Origin of the sequence: Streptomyces sp. NBC_01261, from assembly GCF_036226385.1 — a bacterium.
In the GTDB taxonomy this organism is placed as follows: domain Bacteria; phylum Actinomycetota; class Actinomycetes; order Streptomycetales; family Streptomycetaceae; genus Streptomyces.
This window is the reverse complement of the sequence record NZ_CP108463.1, coordinates 725,354-744,086: the sequence shown is the minus strand read 5'-3', so window position 1 is coordinate 744,086 and position 18,733 is coordinate 725,354. Positions and strand designations below refer to the sequence as shown.

16 protein-coding genes and 3 pseudogenes are annotated in these 18,733 nt (G+C 69.0%); 14 read left to right on the top strand and 5 right to left on the bottom strand.

The features are described from left to right. Positions 1-25 precede the first annotated feature (25 nt). Positions 26-379: an NAD(P)H-dependent oxidoreductase gene (locus tag OG226_RS03210; protein WP_329347787.1), complete on the top strand. Its 354-nt coding sequence runs from the start codon at positions 26-28 to the stop codon at positions 377-379. Between the two features lie 54 nt (positions 380-433). Here the strand turns inward: OG226_RS03210 and OG226_RS03205 are convergent. Next, positions 434-654, bottom strand: a pseudogene (locus OG226_RS03205) (signal peptidase I); the annotation flags it as partial. A gap of 345 nt (positions 655-999) precedes the next feature. On the opposite strand from OG226_RS03205, the gene OG226_RS03200 reads away from it, so the two are divergent. The 7 genes and pseudogenes from OG226_RS03200 to OG226_RS03165 form a co-directional block, all read left to right on the top strand. Next, complete coding sequence (locus OG226_RS03200) at positions 1,000-2,103, top strand: LacI family DNA-binding transcriptional regulator (protein WP_329347786.1); 1,104 nt, start codon at positions 1,000-1,002, stop codon at positions 2,101-2,103. Between the two features lie 269 nt (positions 2,104-2,372). After that, positions 2,373-3,767, top strand: coding sequence for an ABC transporter substrate-binding protein (locus OG226_RS03195; RefSeq protein WP_329347785.1), 1,395 nt, complete (start codon positions 2,373-2,375; stop codon positions 3,765-3,767). 76 nt (positions 3,768-3,843) lie between these two features. After that, positions 3,844-4,788 (top strand): carbohydrate ABC transporter permease, encoded by a 945-nt coding sequence (locus tag OG226_RS03190; RefSeq protein ID WP_443066857.1) that lies wholly within the window; start codon positions 3,844-3,846, stop codon positions 4,786-4,788. Then, on the top strand, positions 4,785-5,720 hold the full coding sequence (locus OG226_RS03185; RefSeq protein WP_329347784.1) for a carbohydrate ABC transporter permease: 936 nt from the start codon (positions 4,785-4,787) through the stop codon (positions 5,718-5,720). The genes OG226_RS03190 and OG226_RS03185 overlap by 4 nt, the downstream gene beginning before the upstream one ends. A 48-nt stretch (positions 5,721-5,768) precedes the next feature. After that, the gene (locus OG226_RS03180; RefSeq protein ID WP_329347783.1) at positions 5,769-7,922 is read left to right on the top strand and encodes a beta-galactosidase; all 2,154 of its coding nucleotides are present in this window, start codon (positions 5,769-5,771) and stop codon (positions 7,920-7,922) included. Between the two features lie 18 nt (positions 7,923-7,940). Then, complete coding sequence (locus tag OG226_RS03175; RefSeq protein ID WP_329347782.1) at positions 7,941-9,746, top strand: RICIN domain-containing protein; 1,806 nt, start codon at positions 7,941-7,943, stop codon at positions 9,744-9,746. 209 nt (positions 9,747-9,955) lie between these two features. After that, a pseudogene (locus OG226_RS03165) lies at positions 9,956-10,486 on the top strand (FGGY-family carbohydrate kinase); the annotation flags it as partial. A 105-nt stretch (positions 10,487-10,591) separates the two neighbouring features. Here the strand turns inward: OG226_RS03165 and OG226_RS03160 are convergent. Beyond that, positions 10,592-11,665: a LacI family DNA-binding transcriptional regulator gene (locus OG226_RS03160; RefSeq protein WP_443066856.1), complete on the bottom strand. Its 1,074-nt coding sequence runs from the start codon at positions 11,663-11,665 to the stop codon at positions 10,592-10,594. 217 nt (positions 11,666-11,882) lie between these two features. On the opposite strand from OG226_RS03160, the gene OG226_RS03155 reads away from it, so the two are divergent. Next, the gene (locus OG226_RS03155) at positions 11,883-12,311 is read left to right on the top strand and encodes a PucR family transcriptional regulator (protein ID WP_329347780.1); all 429 of its coding nucleotides are present in this window, start codon (positions 11,883-11,885) and stop codon (positions 12,309-12,311) included. Here the strand turns inward: OG226_RS03155 and OG226_RS03150 are convergent. Then, positions 12,280-12,531, bottom strand: a complete 252-nt coding sequence (locus OG226_RS03150) for a hypothetical protein (RefSeq protein ID WP_329347779.1) — start codon at positions 12,529-12,531, stop codon at positions 12,280-12,282. The two genes, OG226_RS03155 and OG226_RS03150, sit on opposite strands and share 32 nt — an antisense overlap. A 147-nt stretch (positions 12,532-12,678) precedes the next feature. On the opposite strand from OG226_RS03150, the pseudogene OG226_RS51490 reads away from it, so the two are divergent. Further along, positions 12,679-12,858 (top strand): annotated as a pseudogene (locus tag OG226_RS51490) (IS630 family transposase); the annotation flags it as partial. A 17-nt stretch (positions 12,859-12,875) separates the two neighbouring features. Here the strand turns inward: OG226_RS51490 and OG226_RS03145 are convergent. Further along, a complete protein-coding gene (locus OG226_RS03145) occupies positions 12,876-13,787 on the bottom strand; it encodes a LysR family transcriptional regulator (protein ID WP_329347778.1) in 912 nt (303 codons plus the stop codon). 125 nt (positions 13,788-13,912) lie between these two features. Here OG226_RS03145 and OG226_RS03140 point away from each other — a divergent pair, with 125 nt between their 5' ends. The 4 genes from OG226_RS03140 to OG226_RS03125 all read left to right on the top strand — a co-directional run bounded on the left by OG226_RS03140 (position 13,913) and on the right by OG226_RS03125 (position 17,316). Further along, complete coding sequence (locus OG226_RS03140; protein ID WP_329347777.1) at positions 13,913-14,722, top strand: inositol monophosphatase family protein; 810 nt, start codon at positions 13,913-13,915, stop codon at positions 14,720-14,722. A gap of 390 nt (positions 14,723-15,112) precedes the next feature. Then, positions 15,113-15,640, top strand: coding sequence for a hypothetical protein (locus OG226_RS03135; RefSeq protein ID WP_329347776.1), 528 nt, complete (start codon positions 15,113-15,115; stop codon positions 15,638-15,640). Between the two features lie 172 nt (positions 15,641-15,812). After that, the gene (locus tag OG226_RS03130; protein ID WP_329347775.1) at positions 15,813-16,622 is read left to right on the top strand and encodes an inositol monophosphatase family protein; all 810 of its coding nucleotides are present in this window, start codon (positions 15,813-15,815) and stop codon (positions 16,620-16,622) included. 73 nt (positions 16,623-16,695) lie between these two features. Next, positions 16,696-17,316 carry an NAD(P)-dependent oxidoreductase gene (locus tag OG226_RS03125; RefSeq protein WP_329347774.1) on the top strand — a complete coding sequence of 207 codons (621 nt, stop codon included), beginning with the start codon at positions 16,696-16,698 and terminating at the stop codon, positions 17,314-17,316. Between the two features lie 921 nt (positions 17,317-18,237). On the opposite strand, the gene OG226_RS03120 is transcribed toward OG226_RS03125, so the two are convergent. After that, positions 18,238-18,684, bottom strand: coding sequence for an RICIN domain-containing protein (locus OG226_RS03120; protein WP_329347773.1), 447 nt, complete (start codon positions 18,682-18,684; stop codon positions 18,238-18,240). Between the last annotated feature and the right edge of the window lie 49 nt (positions 18,685-18,733).

Sequence of the window (18,733 nt, the reverse complement as noted above, 5' to 3'; positions counted from 1 at the left end):
GAAGTCGAAGGCCAACAAGGCCCTGGTGGACGCCGTCCGCGAGCTGGCGCATGTATCCGTGCACGACCTCTACGCCACCTGCCCCGACTTCCACCTCGGCTGGGCCTTCACCATGGACGGCTCTGCCTCGCAACCGACCGACAGGAAGGCCGTCGTCGCCGTCACCACCGGCGTCCTCGCCGACCACTACACCCCCGAAGGCGCCAACCAGGCCACCATCGAGACCGTCCTCAGCAACCGGCACGCCACCCTGCGGCCGTGCCAGTTCGACATCCAGCCGGTGGCCAAGCTCCACGGCACGGCATTCGGCCTCTCCGGCGAGGACCTGGCCACCGCCGCCAAGCAGTACAACGAACTGCTCGCCTCCTTCGCCGCCTGACCGCACTCTCACGACGACAGCCCCCTCGCCGATCGCGACGCAGCGGTGCTGTGCCCCGCTGACAAGAACCAGAAGTACTGTGCGTTCCTCGGCTCTCACCCACTGCAGTCGCTCGTCACCGCGAGGGTGGACACCCCATTTGATCTCCACGGCCTCGCTGTGACGTGGATCGCCGACCGCCTTGAAGTGGCCGAGGAGCCATCCCCGGTCCGTGGTGCGTCCTTGCCCGTGTTGCCCACGTACACGCTGTCGTTGACGTTGCGGGATGCGCGCAACCGCTCTCTCAGGAGCCATCAGCCACATGGGGAGTGCCCCAGTCGGCCCTTGTCCCAACTCCCCACTGTCCGGCCGTTGTTGCTGGTGATGTCCGCGCCCGGAGCGAGTCCGTGGAGGCATCCAGCGCCCGTGTCTGACGCCGCGGTCGAAGCGGTCGCCGCCGTGCTGCACCGGCTGCCTCGCACCCGGACCATCCCCATCCGGCAGCGCGCTTCGATTACGGAGATGTTGCGCAGCCCCTTGACGCGTCTCGTTCCGTTGCGTAGATATGTCTGCGCAGTCATGACGGCGCAGTCAGGCGAAAACTGGCCACGCTGTCACCTGTCGGCGATCAGGAGACACCCATGGCACGACTGGCAGCCCGCAGCACCGGCACCGCGCCGCGCAGCATCGATGTGGCGCGGCTGGCGGGCGTCTCGCAGAAGACGGTGTCCCGGGTCATGAACGGTGAGCAGTACGTCTCCGACGACGTACGCCGACGTGTCCTGGAAGCTGCCGACGCGCTCGGTTACCGGCTGAACCACGCCGCCCGGGCGCTGGCCTCCGGACGGACCCAGACCATCGGTGTGGTGACGCTCGGGACGGCTCTGTACGGCCCCGCGTCGCTGCTGATGGGCGTCGAGCGAGCTGTACGGGACACCGGTTACGCGCTCCGCGTGGTCAACACGATGGAAGGCGACGCCGCGGGTATCGCCGGTGCCGTCGACTCGCTCCTGGACCAGGGCGTGGACGGCATCGTCATCTCCGAGCCGATCGACGAGGAGGGCGGCGCGAACCTCTCCCTCCGCGTCGACATGCCGGTCCTGATCCTCGGCGCACCGCCCCCGTTCGCCGCTTCCCGGGTGGTCACCGCGGGGCTCGTCTCCCATCAGCTGGCACAGGCCGTCACCGAGCACCTGCTCGAACTGGGGCACACGACCGTCCATCACCTCGCCGGTCCCCAACGCTGGTATGCCGCCAGGGACCGCCTCGACGGATGGCGGGCGATGCTGGCCGCGCATGGCAGACGGGAACCACCTGTCATCGAGGGTGACTGGTCGGCCGCCTCCGGTTACGCGGCCGGTCGCCGGTTGGCGGCCGACGGCACCGTGACGGCCGTCTTCGCCGCCAACGACGACATGGCCATCGGGCTGATCCGCGCGCTGCTGGAAGCCGGCCGGCGGGTACCGGAGGACGTCAGTGTCGTCGGTCTCGATGACATTCCGGTCGCCGCCTATGTGACACCGCCCCTGACGACGGTCCGACAGCCGTTCGACGCGACGGCGCAGGACGGCCTCAAGCTGCTCGTGCACGCCATCGAGAACCCGGACGCGGATCCGATACCGGTGGACAACCCGCCGGTCAACCTCGTCGTCCGTGAATCGACCGCACCCCCGCCGAACCGGACGACCCCGGACCGCCGACGGACCACGGACCGACTCCGCGAGACCTCCGTTCCCCGACCATGATGGGAGTTCCGCCCACTCACCAGCGCCGCGGCCTGGACGCCTCCCACTGAGCCGATCACAGCCCAGGCCTCCGCCCCGTCTCACGCCCTCACCGGCGCGAGCCCCCTGTCAGCCAACGAGCGTGACGTGCCAGGCCCCCGGATCCGAGCGGAACGCGTTCGCCCCGCCGGCCAAGCCCCGCTCCCCACGCCTCAACGCACCATCCGGCATCCCTTCGGCACGCCGTCGCCCGGTGTGCGGATCCCCTACGCCTGTCTGCGGAGTTCACCATGTCCAGATTTTCCACAGCCGCCTCCTCGGCCTCCCTGAGCCGTCGTGGCCTGCTCGCCGCGACCGGCGCCCTGACGCTCGCGAGCACGCTGTCCGCCTGCGGTGGCGGCGGCTCGGGCGGCTCGTCCGCCACCTCCGCCAAGCCGGTCGGCCAGGCCGACATCGACAAGGCCATGAAGACCCCGACCGAGCTGACGTTCTGGACGTGGGTGCCGAACATCGCCCAGGAGGTCGCGCTCTTCGAGATGAAGTACCCGGCGATCAAGATCAAGGTCGTCAACGCGGGCCAGGGCACCCCGCAGTACACGAAGCTGCGCACCGCCCTGAAGGCCGGCAGCGGCGCCCCGGACATGGTGCAGATCGAGTACCAGGCCATCCCGACCTTCACGATCACCAACAGCCTGCTGGACCTGCGACCGTACGGCGCCTCCGCGCTGAAGAGCCGGTTCGTCGACTGGACCTGGGGCCAGGTCAGCGGCACCAAGGGCGAGGTCTGGGCGATCCCGCAGGACACCGGCCCGATGGGCATGCTGTACCGCAAGGACATCTTCGACGAGCACGGCATCCAAGTGCCCACCACCTGGGACGAGTTCGCCGCCGCGGCCCGCAAGCTGCACAAGGCCGACCCGAATGTGTACCTCACCAACCTCGCGGCCAACCAGGCCGCCGCGTGGCACGGCCTGCTCTGGCAGGCGGGCGCCAAGCCGTACGTGACCTCCGGCAGGAGCGACATCGCGATCAGCGTCGACGACGCCGTCTCCCGGAAGCTCGGCGCGTACTGGGGCGGACTCGCGAAGGAGGGCGTGATCAGCGTGGAGCCGGACTTCACCGACTCCTGGTACGCCGGGCTCAACAAGGGCAAGTACGCCACCTGGCTCACCGCCGCCTGGGGCCCTGCCTTCCTCTCCGGCTCCGCCAAGGCCACCGCCGGCAAGTGGCGGGCGGCCCCGCTCCCGCAGTGGGACGCCGCCAAGCCCAGCTCGGGCAACTGGGGCGGCTCGACCACCGCCGTGATCCGCTCCACCAAGAACCCGATCGCGGCCGCCCAGTTCGCCCAGTTCCTCAACAGCGACCCCGCCAGCGCCAAGATGTTCGCCACCGAGCAGTTCTTCTTCCCGGCGACGAAGGCCGTGCTCGCGGACGCCGAGTTCGTCGCGGACGCGCCGTCCTTCTACGGCGGCCAGAAGGTCAACCAGGTCTTCGCCGATATCAGCAGCACGGTCAATCCCTCGTTCCAGTGGCCGCCGTTCCTCGACCAGGTGGCCACGGACTGGACCGAGACCGTCGGCAAATCCCTCGCCGACAAGTCCGACACGGTCCGCGCGCTCGGCTCATGGCAGACGCGGCTCACCACCTACGCCAAGAGCCAGGGCTTCACCGTCAAGACCTCCTGACGGTTCGTCGGGTCCCGCACCGCGGCGTGGGACCCATCCGTCCCACCAACACCCTTCCACCCCTCAGAAAGGCCCGATGATGACTGCCACAACCGCGGCCTCCCCCAAGGGCCGGCGCCGAGACGGGCCGACACGCCCCCGGCGCGGCGGCACACGCCGCCGCCGGTCGGCAGGGCCGTTGTTCGTCGCACCGTTCATGGTGCTGTTCCTGCTCCTCTTCCTCGCCCCGCTCGGCTACGCCGCCTACCTGAGCCTCTTCCAGGAGAAGCTCATCGGCGGCTCGACCTTCGTCGGCCTGGACAACTACGTGACCGCCCTCAAGGACCCCCAACTCCTCAAGGGCATAGGCCGAGTCGCCCTGTTCTTCGTCATCCAGGTCCCCGTGATGCTGCTGCTCGCCCTGTGCTTCGCCCTCGCCCTGGACAGCGGCCTGCTGCGGCTGGCCCGGGTGATCCGCCTCGGCATCTTCGTCCCGTACGCCGTCCCGAGCGTGATCGCCACCCTGATGTGGGGCTACCTCTACGGCCCCGATTTCGGCCCCTTCGCCCAGATCAGCCACGACCTCCACCTGCCGGCCCCGCACTTCCTCACCGACGGCTGGATGCTCGGCAGCCTCGCGAACATCGTGACCTGGGAGTTCGTCGGCTACAACATGATCATCCTGTACGCCGCCCTGCGCACCATCCCCGCCGAGCTCTACGAGGCCGCCGCCATGGACGGCGCCGGCGCCTGGCGCATCGCCCGGTCCATCAAACTCCCCGCGCTGCGCCCGGCGTTGACCCTCACCCTGCTGTTCTCGGTGATCGGCAGTTTTCAGCTGTTCAACGAGCCGAAGCTGCTGATGAGTGTCGCTCCGGACGTGATCAGCAGTTCCTACACCGCCAACCTCTACGCCTACTCGGTCGCGTTCATCAGCCAGCAGACCAACTACGCGGCCACGGTGTCCTTCATCCTCGGACTGGTCATCGTGATCGTGTCGTACGCCTTCCTGCTCACCGCGAACCGCAGGAGGACCGTATGACCACCACGACGCCCACCACCTCGACCCCCGTGCCGGCCAAGCGACTTCCCGCCGACGGCCGCCCGTCGCGGCGTTCGCCCGCGCACCGCCGCAGTACCCCGCTCACCATCGCGATGCTGGCCGTCCTGGCGTACTTCCTGCTCCCGCTGTTCTGGCTGCTGGTCGCCTCGACCAAGAGCACCCAGGACCTGTTCAACAGCTTCGGCCTGTGGTTCTCGCACGCCCCGCAGTTGCTGTCCAACATCCACGCCACCTTCACCCAGGACGACGGCGTGTTCGGCCGCTGGCTGCTCAACACGGTCATGTACGCCGGGGCGAGCGCGCTCGGTGCCGCGCTGCTCGCGGCGGCGGCCGGCTACGGCTTCGCCAAGTACCGCTTCCGCGGTCATGGCGCGGCCTTCAACCTCGTACTCGGCGCCGTCATGATCCCGACCACCGCGCTGGCGATCCCCACCTACCTGCTCTTCGCCAAGGCGGGCCTGGTGAACACTCCCTGGGCCGTCATCCTGCCCTCCTTGATCAGCCCCTTCGGGCTCTATCTCATGCGGATCTACGCCGAGGACGCCGTCCCCGACAGCCTCATCGAGGCCGCCCGCATGGACGGCGCCGGGGAGCTCCGGATCTTCGTCACGATCGCGCTGCGGCTGCTGGCCCCCGGCCTGGTGACCGTCATCCTCTTCACCCTCGTCGCCACCTGGAACAACTACTTCCTGCCGCTGATCATGCTCAACGACCCGAACCTGTACCCCATCACGGTCGGGCTCTCCTCCTGGGCCGCTCAGGCGCAGAACGGCGGCGCCGGAGCCAGCAGCGACATGCTCGCCCTAGTCGTGACCGGCTCCCTGATCTCGATCATCCCGCTCGTCCTGGCCTTTCTCCTGCTCCAGCGGTACTGGCAGAGCGGCCTGGCCACCGGTGGCGTCAAGCAGTAGCCCGCGCATTCCCCACACCACTCCCCGTTTCCCCGGAGGTTTCCCTTCATGGCGGCTCTGCCTGCCCGTGTCCTCTTCGGCGCCGCGTACTACCACGAGTACACGCCCGCCTACGGCTCCCAACTGCCGCCCGACGAACGCCTCAAGACCGACCTGGACCTGATGGCCGAGGCGAACTTCACCGTCATCCGGGTCGGCGAGTCGGTCTGGTCCACCTGGGAGCCGGAGAACGGCCGCTTCGATCTCGACTGGCTCCAGCCAGTGCTCGACGGCGCCCACGAGCGGGGTATCTCCGTCATCATCGGTACGCCGACGTACGCCGCGCCGCAGTGGCTGGCCCGTCAGTACCCGGAGATCGCCGGTGAGCGGCGTACCGGTGAGCGCATCGGATGGGGTGCACGCCAGGAGATCGACTTCACCCACCCCGCCTTCCGGTTCCACGCCGAGCGGATCATCCGCAAGATGGTGGCCCGGTACGCCGACCACCCGGCGGTCATCGGATGGCAGGTGGACAACGAGCCGGGCCTGCACCTTCTTCACAACCACGGTGTCTTCCAGCGCTTCGTGGACCACCTGCGGGAGAAGTACGGGGACGTCGAGACCCTCAACCGCGAATGGGGCCTGGTCTATTGGTCCCACCGCCTGTCCAACTGGGCCGACCTGTGGACCCCGGACGGCAACGAACAACCCCAGTACGACGTCGCGTGGCGGGAGTTCCAGGCCCGCCAGGTCACCGAGTTCATCGGCTGGCAGGCGGACATCGTCCGCGAGTTCGCGCAGCCCGAGCACTTCGTCACCACGTGCATCTCCTACACCCGCCCGGGGGTGGAGGACGACGAACTGACGGACCGCCTCGACATCGCGTCGGGCAACCCGTACTACGACATGCAGGACGGCCTGCTGCTCCCTGACCCCACTCCCGACACCCACGAGCAGCAGTGGAAGACCACCGGCGTCTGGTCGATGTACCAGACCGCCGACTGGATGTTCTCCTCCCGCCAGGAACCCTTCCTGGTCACCGAGACCAACGCCAACTCCATCGGCCTTCCCTGGGACAACCGCCCCGGGTACGACGGCCAGTGGCGGCAGACGGCCTGGGCGCACGTCGCGCGCGGCGCCCGCATGATCGAGTACTGGCAGTGGCAGACCCTCCGCTTCGGCGCGGAGACCTACTGGGGCGGCGTCCTCCCGCACAGCGGCCGGCCCGGCCGTACCTACGCCGAAATAGCCCGTCTGGGAGCCGAGTTCGACAAGGCGGGCCCACTCGTCGCGGGCATCGAACCGGACGCCGACATCACGATGATCTATTCCGTGCCGAGCAAATGGCTGATGCAGAAGTATCCGCCGCTGTCCAAGCCGGACGGCGAACCGGACCCGGCCGCCTACCACCGCATCTTCGACCCCTTCTACCGCGGCGCTTTCGACGCCGGTCGACAGGTGCGGATCGTGCACGCCCGGCAGCTGCACGACCCGAGCGGGCAGCAGGCGGGGATGACACCCGAGGAAGCCGTGCGACGCCACCCGGTCCTCGTCGCCCCGGCCCTGTACGTCGTCGACGATGCCACGGTCGACTGGCTCGCCGCCTACGCCCACGCGGGCGGCCACCTGGTCCTCGGACCGCGCACCGCGTACGCCGACCATGAGGCCCGCGCCCGGCACGAACCGGCCCCCGGCCGGCTTGCCGAGGCCGCGGGAGTCGCCTACGACGAGTTCAGCAACCTGGCGGGGACGGTCCCGGTCCGCGCCGTACCCGGCGGCCCGCTCGAAGTGCCCGCCAACGCGACGGCGACGCACTGGGCCGAGGGTCTCACCGTCGTCGACGCCGACGTGCTGGCCACTTACGAGCACCCGCACTTCGGGCGCTGGCCGGCCGTCACCACCCGCCGCCACGGTGCCGGCCGCGTCACCTGCGTGGGCACCGTGCCCGGCCGCGACCTCGCCCGGACGCTGGCTGCCTGGCTGATGCCGGCGGCGCGCAGCGGCTGGCAGGGGCTCCCCGCGTCCGTGACCGTGACGACCGGGACCTCCCCCCACGGACGCCGCGTGCACATCGTGCACAACTGGAGCTGGGAGCCCGCGCGCGCCCAGGCCCCGGCGCACCTGTCCGACGTCCTGAACGACTACCACGTACCGGCCGGAACCGTCCTGGATCTGGGCCCGTGGGACGTGCGCGTGCTCGTCTCCGCCGACACCGGCAGCTGACCCCCCAAAGGAGGAAACATGCAGAGAAAATCTCTGGGCAAGGCGCTGGGTACCTTCGCCGCGGCGACCGCGCTGCTGGCCATACCCGCGTCCGGTGCGCTGGCGTACAACCCGACCGGCGGGACCCTGTACCAGCTCGGAAGCGAGCCGTGCCTCAAGGGCCGGGGCAACTGCGCGGTCTACCCGAAGTCGGCGCAGCTGCCGAGCGGACGCCTGGTGGCGTCGTTCGAGAGGTCCACCGTCGTGTCAGCGACGGGCAGCGCCGACGGGCAGACCCTGCCGGTCTACAAGAGCGACGACGACGGAACGTCATGGCAGCCGCTGTCGCAGGTCAAGGCTCCCGCGTACCTCTCCAAGAACCCCCGCTACGCGAGGTACACGAGCAACTGGACCAACCCGTACCTCTACGTCCTTCCGGAGACGGTCGGCAAACTCAAGAAGGGCACGCTGCTCCTGGCCAGCGTGGTGTCGGGGGACGACTACTACTACAAGCAGCACAAGGTGGCCGACCCCAACTGGACGCCGAACAACGACGGGGACCGCAAGGACCTGGCGATCGCCCTGTACTCCAGCTCCGACGACGGCAAGACCTGGGGGGTCGTCAACGTCATCGCCACCGGTGGCTGGCAGGGCGGCAGCGCGGGCGCGATCGGCCAGAACATCGCGGACGCCAACACGAACAAGCAGGTGGATCCCCTCTGGGAGCCGTACCTGATGGTCTACAAGGGCAAGCTCGTCTGCTTCTACTCCGACGAGAACGACTACACGGGTTTCAACCCGGTCACCGGCGTCCCGACCCTCGACCCGGCCAACGACACCGCCGCCGACTCGCACGGCCAGATCCTCGTCCACAGGACCTGGAACGGGAACGAAGGGAACTGGAGTGCTCCGGTCGTCGACATCGCCGGCTCGAACCAGGACATGGGCGGCGGGAAGAAGGAGATCGGCGGCGGCAGGCCGGGCATGACGAACGTCGTCCGGACGACGGACGGGAGATGGCTGCTCACCTTCGAGTACTGGGCCGGGGGCGCCAACATCAGGTACGTGCTCGCGGACGACCCGCTGACGTTCTTCAAGGGCTCTTCCACGGGCATGGCTATCACCTCGCTGCCGGTCGTCGCCGGATCCCGGCCCCTCGCGACCGGCGGCAGTCCGGTGATCATCCGGCTTCCCGACGGACGCCTGGTCTACAACGCGGCCGGCAGCGGCGACGTCTGGGTCAACGACAGCGGACGCGGCGACGGCGTGTGGAAGGAGTACCAGACCACCTCGCCCGCCGGCTACAGCCGCGACCTGCAGTACGTCGGCGGGACCGGACGTGTCGTGATCCTCAACAACCAGGGCACGTCCACGATCGCCCACGCCGAGGTCGACCTCGGTCACTCGGCGGGCGCCTACTACAGGCTGCTGAACCGCAAGACGGGCCAGGTGATCGGCACCGGCAACAACACCAACGACGCGAACCTCGGCAACGCGGACGCGCCCGACGTGGCCCTGGAGGACTCCGGCGCGGCAGCGACCACGGACACCCAGTACTGGCACGTCACGACCGAGCCGAACGGTGGCGTGAGCCTGCTGAACAAGTCGGGCGGTCGCGCGGCGGCCATCTGGACCGGCAACGCCACGGCCGGACAGAAGATCGGCCAGTGGATCGACAACAGCAACATCGGCAGTTGGAACCTCGTCAAGACCAGCGACGGGTTCTACAAACTGCAGTCCGTCAAGAACACGGGTCTGTACCTGACCGGTGCGTCGGCCGGAGCGCAACTGACCTTGCAGACCGCGCTCACGGATGGTTCCCAGGACTGGAAGCTGGTCAAGTAGGCCCCTGCGCGTGCGGTCGGGGCCCGGCGATCAGGCCAGGCCTCGCGGGCCCCTGACAGCGCAGGATCGCTCCTCCGTCTTCGGAATGTCGAGCTAGGTTCGACATTCCGAAAAGGAGATGGCTCGATGGTGGACGCCGAGCTTGAGAAACACGTGCCCGGCGGCGCCGCACTGGCCGTCGCCGAGCACCCGTACACCCACGCCGTCCTCGACCGCACCCCGCTGCCGCCCGACTGGGCGCTCCAGGTCCCCTCCGACTACAGTTCGCCAAAGCCCTGCAACTGCTCGAAGAGGACCCGGAACTCCACGAGTTGACCGAGCGTTGGATCGAGGCCGCCGACTGGATCGTGTGGCGTCTCAGCGGCGCCTACGTCCGCAACGCGTGCACCGCCGGGTACAAGGGCCAGCTCCAGGACGGCAGTTACCCCTCCTCCGACTACCTGGCCGCGCTGAACCCCGCCTTCGCCGGCTTCGTGACCGACAAGCTGGACCAGCCGATCGGCCAACTCGGCGAGCGAGCCGGTGGGTTGACGGCGCCCGCGGCCACCGCCGTCGAACCCGGCCGCATGGTCGCCATCATGGGCACCTCCACCTGCCATGTGATGAGCAGCGACCAGTGGGCCGAAGTGCCCGGCATGTGCGGGGTGGTCGAAGGCGGCATCCTACCGGGACTTTGGGGCTACGAGGCCGGGCAGAGCGGCGTCGGCGACATCTACGCCTGGTTCGTAGGAAATGGACTACGGGTCCCCGGCGGCCCTGCACCTCCCGGCCCGCCACTACACCCGCAAACACGGCCCCAACCCCTACTACGTCACCCCGGAGACGGCTGCCTCCGGTTGAGCTGGTCAACGCTGTGTGGAGGTACGTCCGTTCGACGGTGGGGGAGGCGCCGTCGAGGTGCGGACGATGAGGTCGACCGGTGGGTCACTCGCCGCCAAGGGAGCGGCCTGCGGGTTCTCGATGGCGTGCACGAGATGTTTGAGTCCTTCCTGGGCCACGGCGTCGAAGGGCTGACGCACCGTGGTCAGGGGAGGGGTCACAAAGGCGGCGACCGGGATGTCGTCGAAGCCGACGACGCTCACGTCCTGAGGCACCCGACGGCCGGCCTCCGTCAGGGCGCGGATCAGCCCGATGGCCATGTCGTCGTTGGCTGCGAAGACCGCCGTCACGTCGGGGTCGGCGGCCAGGTCACGGCCCGCCGCGTAGCCGGAGGCGGCCGACCAGTCGCCCTCGACGACCGGCGGCTCGTCCCGGCTGCGGGCCGCGAGTGCCGCCCGCCATCCGTCGAGACGGTCCCGGGCGGCGTACCACCGTTGTGGACCGGCGAGGTGATGGACCGTGAGATGCCCCAGGTCGAGCAGATGCTCGGTGACCGTCCGCGCCATCAGCTCGGCGCCGACCCCCGCGGCCAGCGCCCTGGGCGCGACGAACGGTGGCGGCGCGCCGCAGACGAGGACCGGCACGTCGACGCGGAAGGAGCCCTCTGCTCCGTCCCCACCCTCGTCGATCGGCTCGGAGATGACGATGCCGTCCACACCCTGGTCCAGCAACGAGTCCACGGCGCCGGCGATGCCCGTCGGGTCCCCTTCCACGGTGTTGACCACACGAAGCGCGTATCCCGCGTCCCGGACCGCCCGCTCGACACCCATGAGCAGCGACGCGGGCCCGTACAGGGCGGTACCGAGCGTCACCACACCGATGGAACGTGTCCGGCCCGAGGCGAGCGCGCGAGCCGCGTTGTTGCGCCGGTAGCCGAGTTCCTCGGCGGCTTCGAGCACGCGTCGGCGTACGTCCGCGGAGACGTACGCCTCGTTGTTGAAGACCCTCGACACCGTCTTCTGGGAGACCCCCGCCAACTGGGCCACATCCACGCTGCGTGGCGGGGTGGAACTCCCGCCCCGCCCTGTCTCCCGCGTCACGGTGCCTCCCGATGGTCGTACGCCCGAGCCCAATGGTCTCAGACCTCCCTGGCTGACTGCGCTGTCGCGCCTACGTGTTCAGCCAGGGCAAGGACCCCTTGTGCGTCACACGTTCTTGGTCTCCTGCACCGAAGCCCGCCGCTGTTCAAGGGTGACTCGGGGCTCTGCCGACGAAGGGCCGTGTCTTCCTGCGACCTCGTCGCCCAGGCCGACCATCATGCGCTCGGCTGTACGGGAGGCCGAGGACGTCCTCAGGTTGGTGCGCGCGCTGAAACGCCCACCGGGAGTCCACCGGCGCGAGGATGCACCCGTCGAGTACGTCGTGGCCCGGTGTCCGGAGGTTTCCCGGCACCTGGCAGCGCTGATCGAGCCGGTCGCCACCCGGCCCGAACTGCTGCAGACGCCGCAAGCGCTCATCGCCGCAGAAGGCAACCGTGCCCGTGCCGCGGCTGAACTCATGGTTCACCGCAGCACAATCGACTACCGGCTGCGGCGCATGGGTGAGCTGACCGGTCACTCGCCGACGCGCGTGAGCGGGCTCCACATTCTGGGTACGGCACTCTTGGCCCTCGCCTTGATCCAGACCCTGCCCGCAGGACCCGCAGCGGTGGTGTTTACCTCATCGCGTCCTCGGAGCGGAAAGTGATCGTGTTCTGTCCCTTCTTTAGGTGGACGGGGACGGTCAGCTCCCAGAAGTTGTTCTGGTGGAAGCCGTGCGGGAAGCTGACGCGCCGTATCTCTCCTCCGTTGACGCTGATGACGGAGTGGCGGGCGAGCGGGTCGGGGTTGTAGTGGGTGGCCTCGACCTGCTCGGGGTTGAAGTAGCGGATGCGTCGTGCGTACAGCCCGGTCCGGTCGGCGGTCACGGTGAATGTCGCGCTGTTCCCGTTGCCGAGCCCGCGAGCTTCGCGTCCTGTGCCTCGTACGTGTGTGCCGGGAGCGCGCCCTTGGTCGGCATGACTGTGAGGCGGTCGATGAGGGTGGCGGACGAACTTCCGGTCACCGTCACCTTGTTGAGGCCACCCGAGAGGGAGACCGCGATGCTGCGCCTGCTGTGGCGCGAGAACGGCCGCGCCGGGGCGTCGTAGAAGGGATCACCTGGTCGATCTCGACTGTCTGACGCACAAATGGCCAGGCTGGAGCGGGAGTTGGAGCGCGGGCCGCCGGCACACAGGTGGATCGACCAGCGATGGTGTGGCCCGTTGGGCTGCTACTGGCTGGGTGAGGTGAACAGGGTGCGCAGGGTTTGGGTGGCTGTCTCGCGTAGCCAGGTGTGGGCGGGGTCGTTGTCGTGACGTTGGTGCCAGAGCAGGTGCAGAGGTACTTCGGGCAGGTCGAGTGGCACTGGCAGGGTGGTCAGGCCGAGTTGGTTGCGGGTGGAGCGGGTGGCCGCGTCGGGGAGGGTGACCACGAGGTCGGTGTCGCGGGCGAGTTGGAGTGCGGTGGCGGTGGTGGGGGCGGAGGCGATGACGCGGCGTTTGTGGCCGAGGGTGTTCAGGGCGTCGTCGATCCGGTTGTGGAGGAGTCCGCGCCGGGAGACGGTGAGGTGATCGGCCGCCGCGTATCTCTCGGGGGTGACGGGCTGTTGGGTGAGGGTGTGGTCTGGGCGGACGGCCAGGACGAGCCGGTCGTGGCCGATGAGGCGGTGGCGGATGTCGGGCAGGGACGGCGGGCCGGCACTGGAGGCGAGGTCGACCTCACCGCGGCGTAGCTCGGGGGTGTCGTCACCGGGCTCGGCGGTCAGTCGGAGTTGTACCCCGGGGGCCTGGCGGTGCACCGCGGCGATGAGGGCGGTCCCGCAGGTGGTGGTGAGGGCGTCGTGCCAGCGGACGGTGAACACTCGCTCCAGCCTCGCCAGGTCGAGTTCCGTCTGAGCGGACAGCAGGTGGTGGGCCTGCTGCACCAAGGCGTGGACCTGGGTGCGCATGGCGAGGGCTCGGGTGGTGGGAGTCATGTGGCGCCCGGTGCGGACCAGGATCTGGTCGCCGGTGGCTTTGCGGATACGACCCAGAGAGCGGCTCATCGCCGGGGAGGTGACATGAAGGCGGGCGGCGGCACCCTGGACACTTCCTTCCTCCAGGAGCGCGTCCAGGGCGGCGAGCAGGTTCAGATCCAGTTGCATGGCAGTAACTATACAAGTGAGAAACATGCACTTGCTGTTAACAGTGACGGCTTCTACCTTCGAGGTGCGGGGCAGGGACAGCGTCCATGAACACCCCGCCTGTACCGACCCCGAGGGAATGCCCCATGACCACAGCCATGCCTTTTGACCCCGACGCCACGCTCCTGTCCGCGGTGACCGCTGCGGTGGAGGACGCCGGAGTCGCCCTGAAGGAGCGCTACACGACCCACGCCCGGGGCGTGAGCCTGGAGGAGGTCGTCGGCGAGATCCACGCGAATGACGACGCGGTCCTCGCCGTTCTGCGAGAGCCGCTGTTGCGGGCGAGGTCGGGATCGCAGTGGGCGGAGGACGAGTTGGCCGGCGGGACGCTTCCGCCGGGCGAGTGGTGGGTCGTCGACCCGGCCGAGGGCAACATCAACCACGTTCACGGCATGCCGGACTGGGCCGTGACCGCCACCCTGGTGCGCGACAACCAGCCGGTCCTCACGGTCGTTCACCTCCCGCTGACCGGCGTCACCTATACCGCCACCGCCGGCGGTGGCGCCCAGCTCAACGGCCGTACGCTGACGGTCTCGGCGAAGAGTGACCTGGGAGCCGCGCTGATCGGCACCGGACAGGCACGGCCCGGCGAGAGCACCGACACCTTCCGCCGCGTCGGGCAAGCGGTCACCGTCATGCTCACCGCCGGTCTGGTTGTACGTGTGTCCGTGCCTGCCACGCTGCAGCTCATCCACGTCGCCGCCGGACGTATGGACGCCTTCTGGCAGTTCTCGGACGTCCGCTCCGGTCTCGTCGCGGGCGCCCTCCTGGTCGCCGAGGCCGGAGGCACCGTCACCGACTTGGACGGCAAACCCTGGAACGCGGCCAGCCGCGATTTCCTGGCCGCCGCCCCGCAGATCCACACCACTGCGCTGGACGTCCTGTCCTCGATCTGATCGGCTTCCCTGCCGTATCACCCTGGCCGTACCGCTCCAACTCGTCATCGCGCGGGCAGACGCCGACTGCGCCCACACGTTCGCCGGGGCCATGCTGCCGGACGAGCGCGGCGGCCCCGCCGAACCCGCCCCGCCCCGGCGCAACCTGGTGCGCGCCGGCTTCGAGTCGATGTATGACCGGGCCGACTGGCTGTGGCACGCACAGAGCGAGGACATGGTCCGTAGTGCTCCAGCCAGCCAGCCAGCCAGCCAGCCAGCGAGCCAGCGAGCCAGCGAGACAGACAGGCCGGACGGTCGCACACCGCATGTCATCCATCCGTTCAGGACGGGCCCCGTCACAGGCTCCGACTGCTGAGCCGTAGCCGAGAAGATCCACAGACCGGGACAGCCATGACCACACTTTCCACAACGCCAACCACCCCACCGCAACGGGCTCGCCGGGTCCTGTGGAGCATCCCGGTCCGGCTGCGCAAGAGCATCCTGGTCACCCACGTCGCCTCGGCGGGAGCCTGGATCGGCATCGATGTCATCTCCATCGTCCTGGTGGCGATCGGTTGGGCACGCGCGGGCCAGGACCGCACCACCGTATATCGCGCACTCGCGGACTTCTTCGTCGTCCCTCTTCTGCTCTCGGCACTCATAGCAGGGACGATCTGCCTGCTCACCGGCGCCTTGCTGGGGTTGGCGACCAAGTGGGGCCTCGTACGCTACTGGTGGGTCGCCGTGAAGCTGGTCCTCAACGTCATCGCCTGCGCGATGATGCCGGCGTTTTTGGGTCCCGTCACCGAACTCACCACGGGCGAGCAGCCGTTGCAGGACATCTGGTTCGTCTCGTTCCTCGCCGCCACCGCCTTGGCGCTGTTGAGCTTTGCCATGGTCCTCTCGGTCTTCAAACCATGGGGCCGAGTTCGCAAGTAGCGCGGCTCCCGGACACCCGTGCCGGTCATCCACCAGGTGTCTCAGGTCGCCACCGGGCGTATGCAGATGCACCCGTACACGAACAACCACCGCTGAAGCAGCGGCTTCCACTCATCTCCCTCACCTATCGGAGGTCCCTGACATGTCTGCTCCTGCCAAGTCCACTTCTGCCGTGCCGACCACGGTCACCGACGACTCGGCCATGCTCACCGCCGTCGTCGAGGTCGCCGAACGGATCGGCGCCCGCGTACTTGCCCGCTACTCGCCAGATGCCCGACCGGCCACCCGTGAGGACATCATGAACCGCTTCGGACCTATGGAAGAAGAAGCCGCAGAGGGCGTTCAGGCTGCCCTGGCCGCGATCCGGCCGCAGGCCACCTGGCTGGGCGAGGACGAGGAGGAACAGCTCCAAGGCGGCCTGCCCGCCGGCGAATGGTGGGTGAGCGACATCGTCGAAGGCGCGATCAACCACCTGCACGGGCTGACCGAATGGGGCACCACCATCACCTTGGTCCGCGACAACGAGCCCGTGCTCGGCGTGGTGCATCAGCCCATCGGCGACGTCACCTATACGGCCGTGCGCGGCGGTGGTGCCTTCCGCAACGGAACCCGGCTGCAGGCGTCCGCCAAGACCGACCTCAAAGTGGCAATGACGACCACCAGCCAGGACGGCGGCGAAGACCATGCACAACGCCGACACATGGCGGAGGCGTTCGCCGCCATGCTGGGCAACGCGTTGTTGGTACGCAGCACCATCCCCAGCACCTTCCCGCTGCTGGGTGTGGCCGCCGGCCAGTACGACGCCTACTGGCAGTTCCAGCCCGAGATGTCAGGGGTGGGTGCTGGTGTGCTGCTCGCCACCGAAGCCGGCGCCATAGCCACCGACCTGAATGGCCGGCCCTGGCGGCTGGGCGCCGACCTGCTGGTCGCCGCGCCAGGAGTGCACGCCGCCGCTCTGGACGTGCTGTCCAGCACCCCCTGAACCGCCGCGGCGTCCGTCACCCGGAAGAAATTGCCAAACCCCCAAGTACCGCCTGCCTATAAGGAGTTCGACCATGCATCTCACCATTTTGGGCGCCTCGGGTGCCACCGGGCAGCAGCTGATCCAGCAGGCCCTTGATCGTGGCCACACCGTCACGGCCGTCGCCCGCAATCCCGACAGCCTCCCGGCCACCGGCCATGACGACCAGCTGAGCCGAGTGCGCGCCGACGTACGGGACACCGACGCCCTCGGACGTGCGCTCAAAGACGCCACCACCATCATCTCCGCGCTGGGCATCCCCAGCCGTGACCAGGTCGGCGTGCTGACCGCGGGTGCTCGTGGCGCCGTGGCCGCAGCCCCCGAGCGCATCATCTGGATGGGGGCGTTCGGCACCGGCGCCTCCGCCGACGCGGCCGGCGCCCTGACGCGCACCCTGCTGCGGGCCATGGGTGCCGAACTCACCGACAAGGTCACCGCCGACACCACCATCCTCGACGCCGGGGGCGTGGTCTTTCACTGCGGGCCGCTGTCCGCCGGACCGCTCAGCGAACACCGTCGCACCGTGGACTTGAGCCAGGCACCCCACCGGCTCTTCCCCGCCCGCGTCAGCCGCGCCACCGTCGCCGCCGCGATGCTCGACGCCGCCGAAACACCGGACCTGCGCGGCGGCACTTACGTGCCTCTCGACCGCTGAGTGTCTGCCCGGCCCTCAGCCCGCTCGTCCGGGGCGCCGGCACGGCCGGGGCTCGTCCGCCCTCCACCGTCGCGGTATTCACGTGTGCGCCGCCTTCGCGGTTGCAGGTGAGGTCACCGCGGTCGGTTCGACGGCGACAGGTGCCGCAGGGGACACGCCGGTGTCTTGCCGGAGAAGTTCGTGGTGAGTGCCGAATTCACCGCACGAGTCGAACTGCGGACAGAGCTAGCGCTGCGAGAACTTGAGCGAACCGCGGGCGATGAGGGATGTGGGCAGGCTGTCGGGGTCGCCGACGTTGAGGTGGAGTTGGATTGCCCGGAGCACGGGTGTAGGAGTCGTCAACGGCCGCCGCTGTATGCGGGTGAGCATCGGCGACCGCGAGGTGTGAGGATGGCGCGGCCCCCCACACGCGGCCTCGCGCTAACCGTCCTCGCTACCCACCCGGGGTGCGCGGGAGTTCATCCCGGGCTCGAACAGGGCTGGGAGGACGAGGGCTGGGCCCGGGGGCTGGGGGCCAAAGGGAAAGCTCCGTCTTCACCGGCTGTGCGTCGGTGGCGCAGCGGTTGAGGGCGAAGCGGACGAGATACGAGGTACCGGTGTGGTCCAGGGCGGCGAACCCGGTGATCCCGATCCGCCGGACACCGTCCGCAGCCCGGCCCGCGTAGTCGACCACACTGAGCGGGCCCGGGGTACCGGCCGGCCGCCGCCCGCAGTCGGCTCCCCGGTACCGCTGTCAGACGTCGATCGCCCCGAACGACTGGACCTGCGGGTCGCTCCCCGCTCTCAGGCTTACGGAGCGCTGCTCGTCGCTCGGGCAGTGCGCGTGCCGGAAGTCGCGCTCCCACACCGGCGCGCTCCGGTGCCACCGTCGGACAACGGTGGCACCGGAGCGCGTGAGGGATGAGGATGGGTGGGCAGGTGTCAGAACCAGCTCTGGTTCTGACCGGAGTTGCACGACCAGGTGCGGAAGCCGGCGTTGCTGTCGTCGATGCAACGGTCGGTCGCCTGGTTCCTGAGCTCGATGGTGTTGTCACCCCACTGGTGCACGATCCAGCTCTGGTTGGTGCTGGAGTCACAGGACGCGGTCTTGAACCCCTGGTCGCTGTCGAACATGCAGCGGTTGGTGAAGGCGTTCTTCAACTGCACGGTGCCGTCGCCCCACTTGTGGACGATCCAGTTCTGCGGGGTGGAGCCGTTGCAGTCCCAGGTGCGGAAGCCGGCGTCGGTGTCGTCGATGCAACGGCTGGTCGCCTGGTTCTTGAACGTGTTCACGGCGTCGGCCGCCGAGGCTGTCGCGGCGGGCAGCAGTGCGATGGCGGCGGCGGACACGCCGAGCGCCGCGACGCGGGTCAGGACGGAGACGGACATGGGTGTTCCCTTCGGTGGGGTGGTGGTGCCCCGCGGCGGAGTGCGGCGG

Bases quoted from the DNA above. Each gene is read 5' to 3' on its own strand.
- OG226_RS03200 (WP_329347786.1), top strand. From the start codon at position 1,000: ATGGCACGACTGGCAGCCCGCAGCACCGGCACCGCGCCGCGCAGCATC.
- OG226_RS03195 (WP_329347785.1), top strand. From the start codon at position 2,373: ATGTCCAGATTTTCCACAGCCGCCTCCTCGGCCTCCCTGAGCCGTCGT.
- OG226_RS03190 (WP_443066857.1), top strand. From the start codon at position 3,844: ATGATGACTGCCACAACCGCGGCCTCCCCCAAGGGCCGGCGCCGAGAC.
- OG226_RS03185 (WP_329347784.1), top strand. From the start codon at position 4,785: ATGACCACCACGACGCCCACCACCTCGACCCCCGTGCCGGCCAAGCGA.
- OG226_RS03180 (WP_329347783.1), top strand. From the start codon at position 5,769: ATGGCGGCTCTGCCTGCCCGTGTCCTCTTCGGCGCCGCGTACTACCAC.
- OG226_RS03175 (WP_329347782.1), top strand. From the start codon at position 7,941: ATGCAGAGAAAATCTCTGGGCAAGGCGCTGGGTACCTTCGCCGCGGCG.
- OG226_RS03155 (WP_329347780.1), top strand. From the start codon at position 11,883: ATGCGCTCGGCTGTACGGGAGGCCGAGGACGTCCTCAGGTTGGTGCGC.
- OG226_RS03145 (WP_329347778.1), bottom strand. From the start codon at position 13,787: ATGCAACTGGATCTGAACCTGCTCGCCGCCCTGGACGCGCTCCTGGAG.
- OG226_RS03140 (WP_329347777.1), top strand. From the start codon at position 13,913: ATGACCACAGCCATGCCTTTTGACCCCGACGCCACGCTCCTGTCCGCG.
- OG226_RS03135 (WP_329347776.1), top strand. From the start codon at position 15,113: ATGACCACACTTTCCACAACGCCAACCACCCCACCGCAACGGGCTCGC.
- OG226_RS03125 (WP_329347774.1), top strand. From the start codon at position 16,696: ATGCATCTCACCATTTTGGGCGCCTCGGGTGCCACCGGGCAGCAGCTG.
- OG226_RS03120 (WP_329347773.1), bottom strand. From the start codon at position 18,684: ATGTCCGTCTCCGTCCTGACCCGCGTCGCGGCGCTCGGCGTGTCCGCC.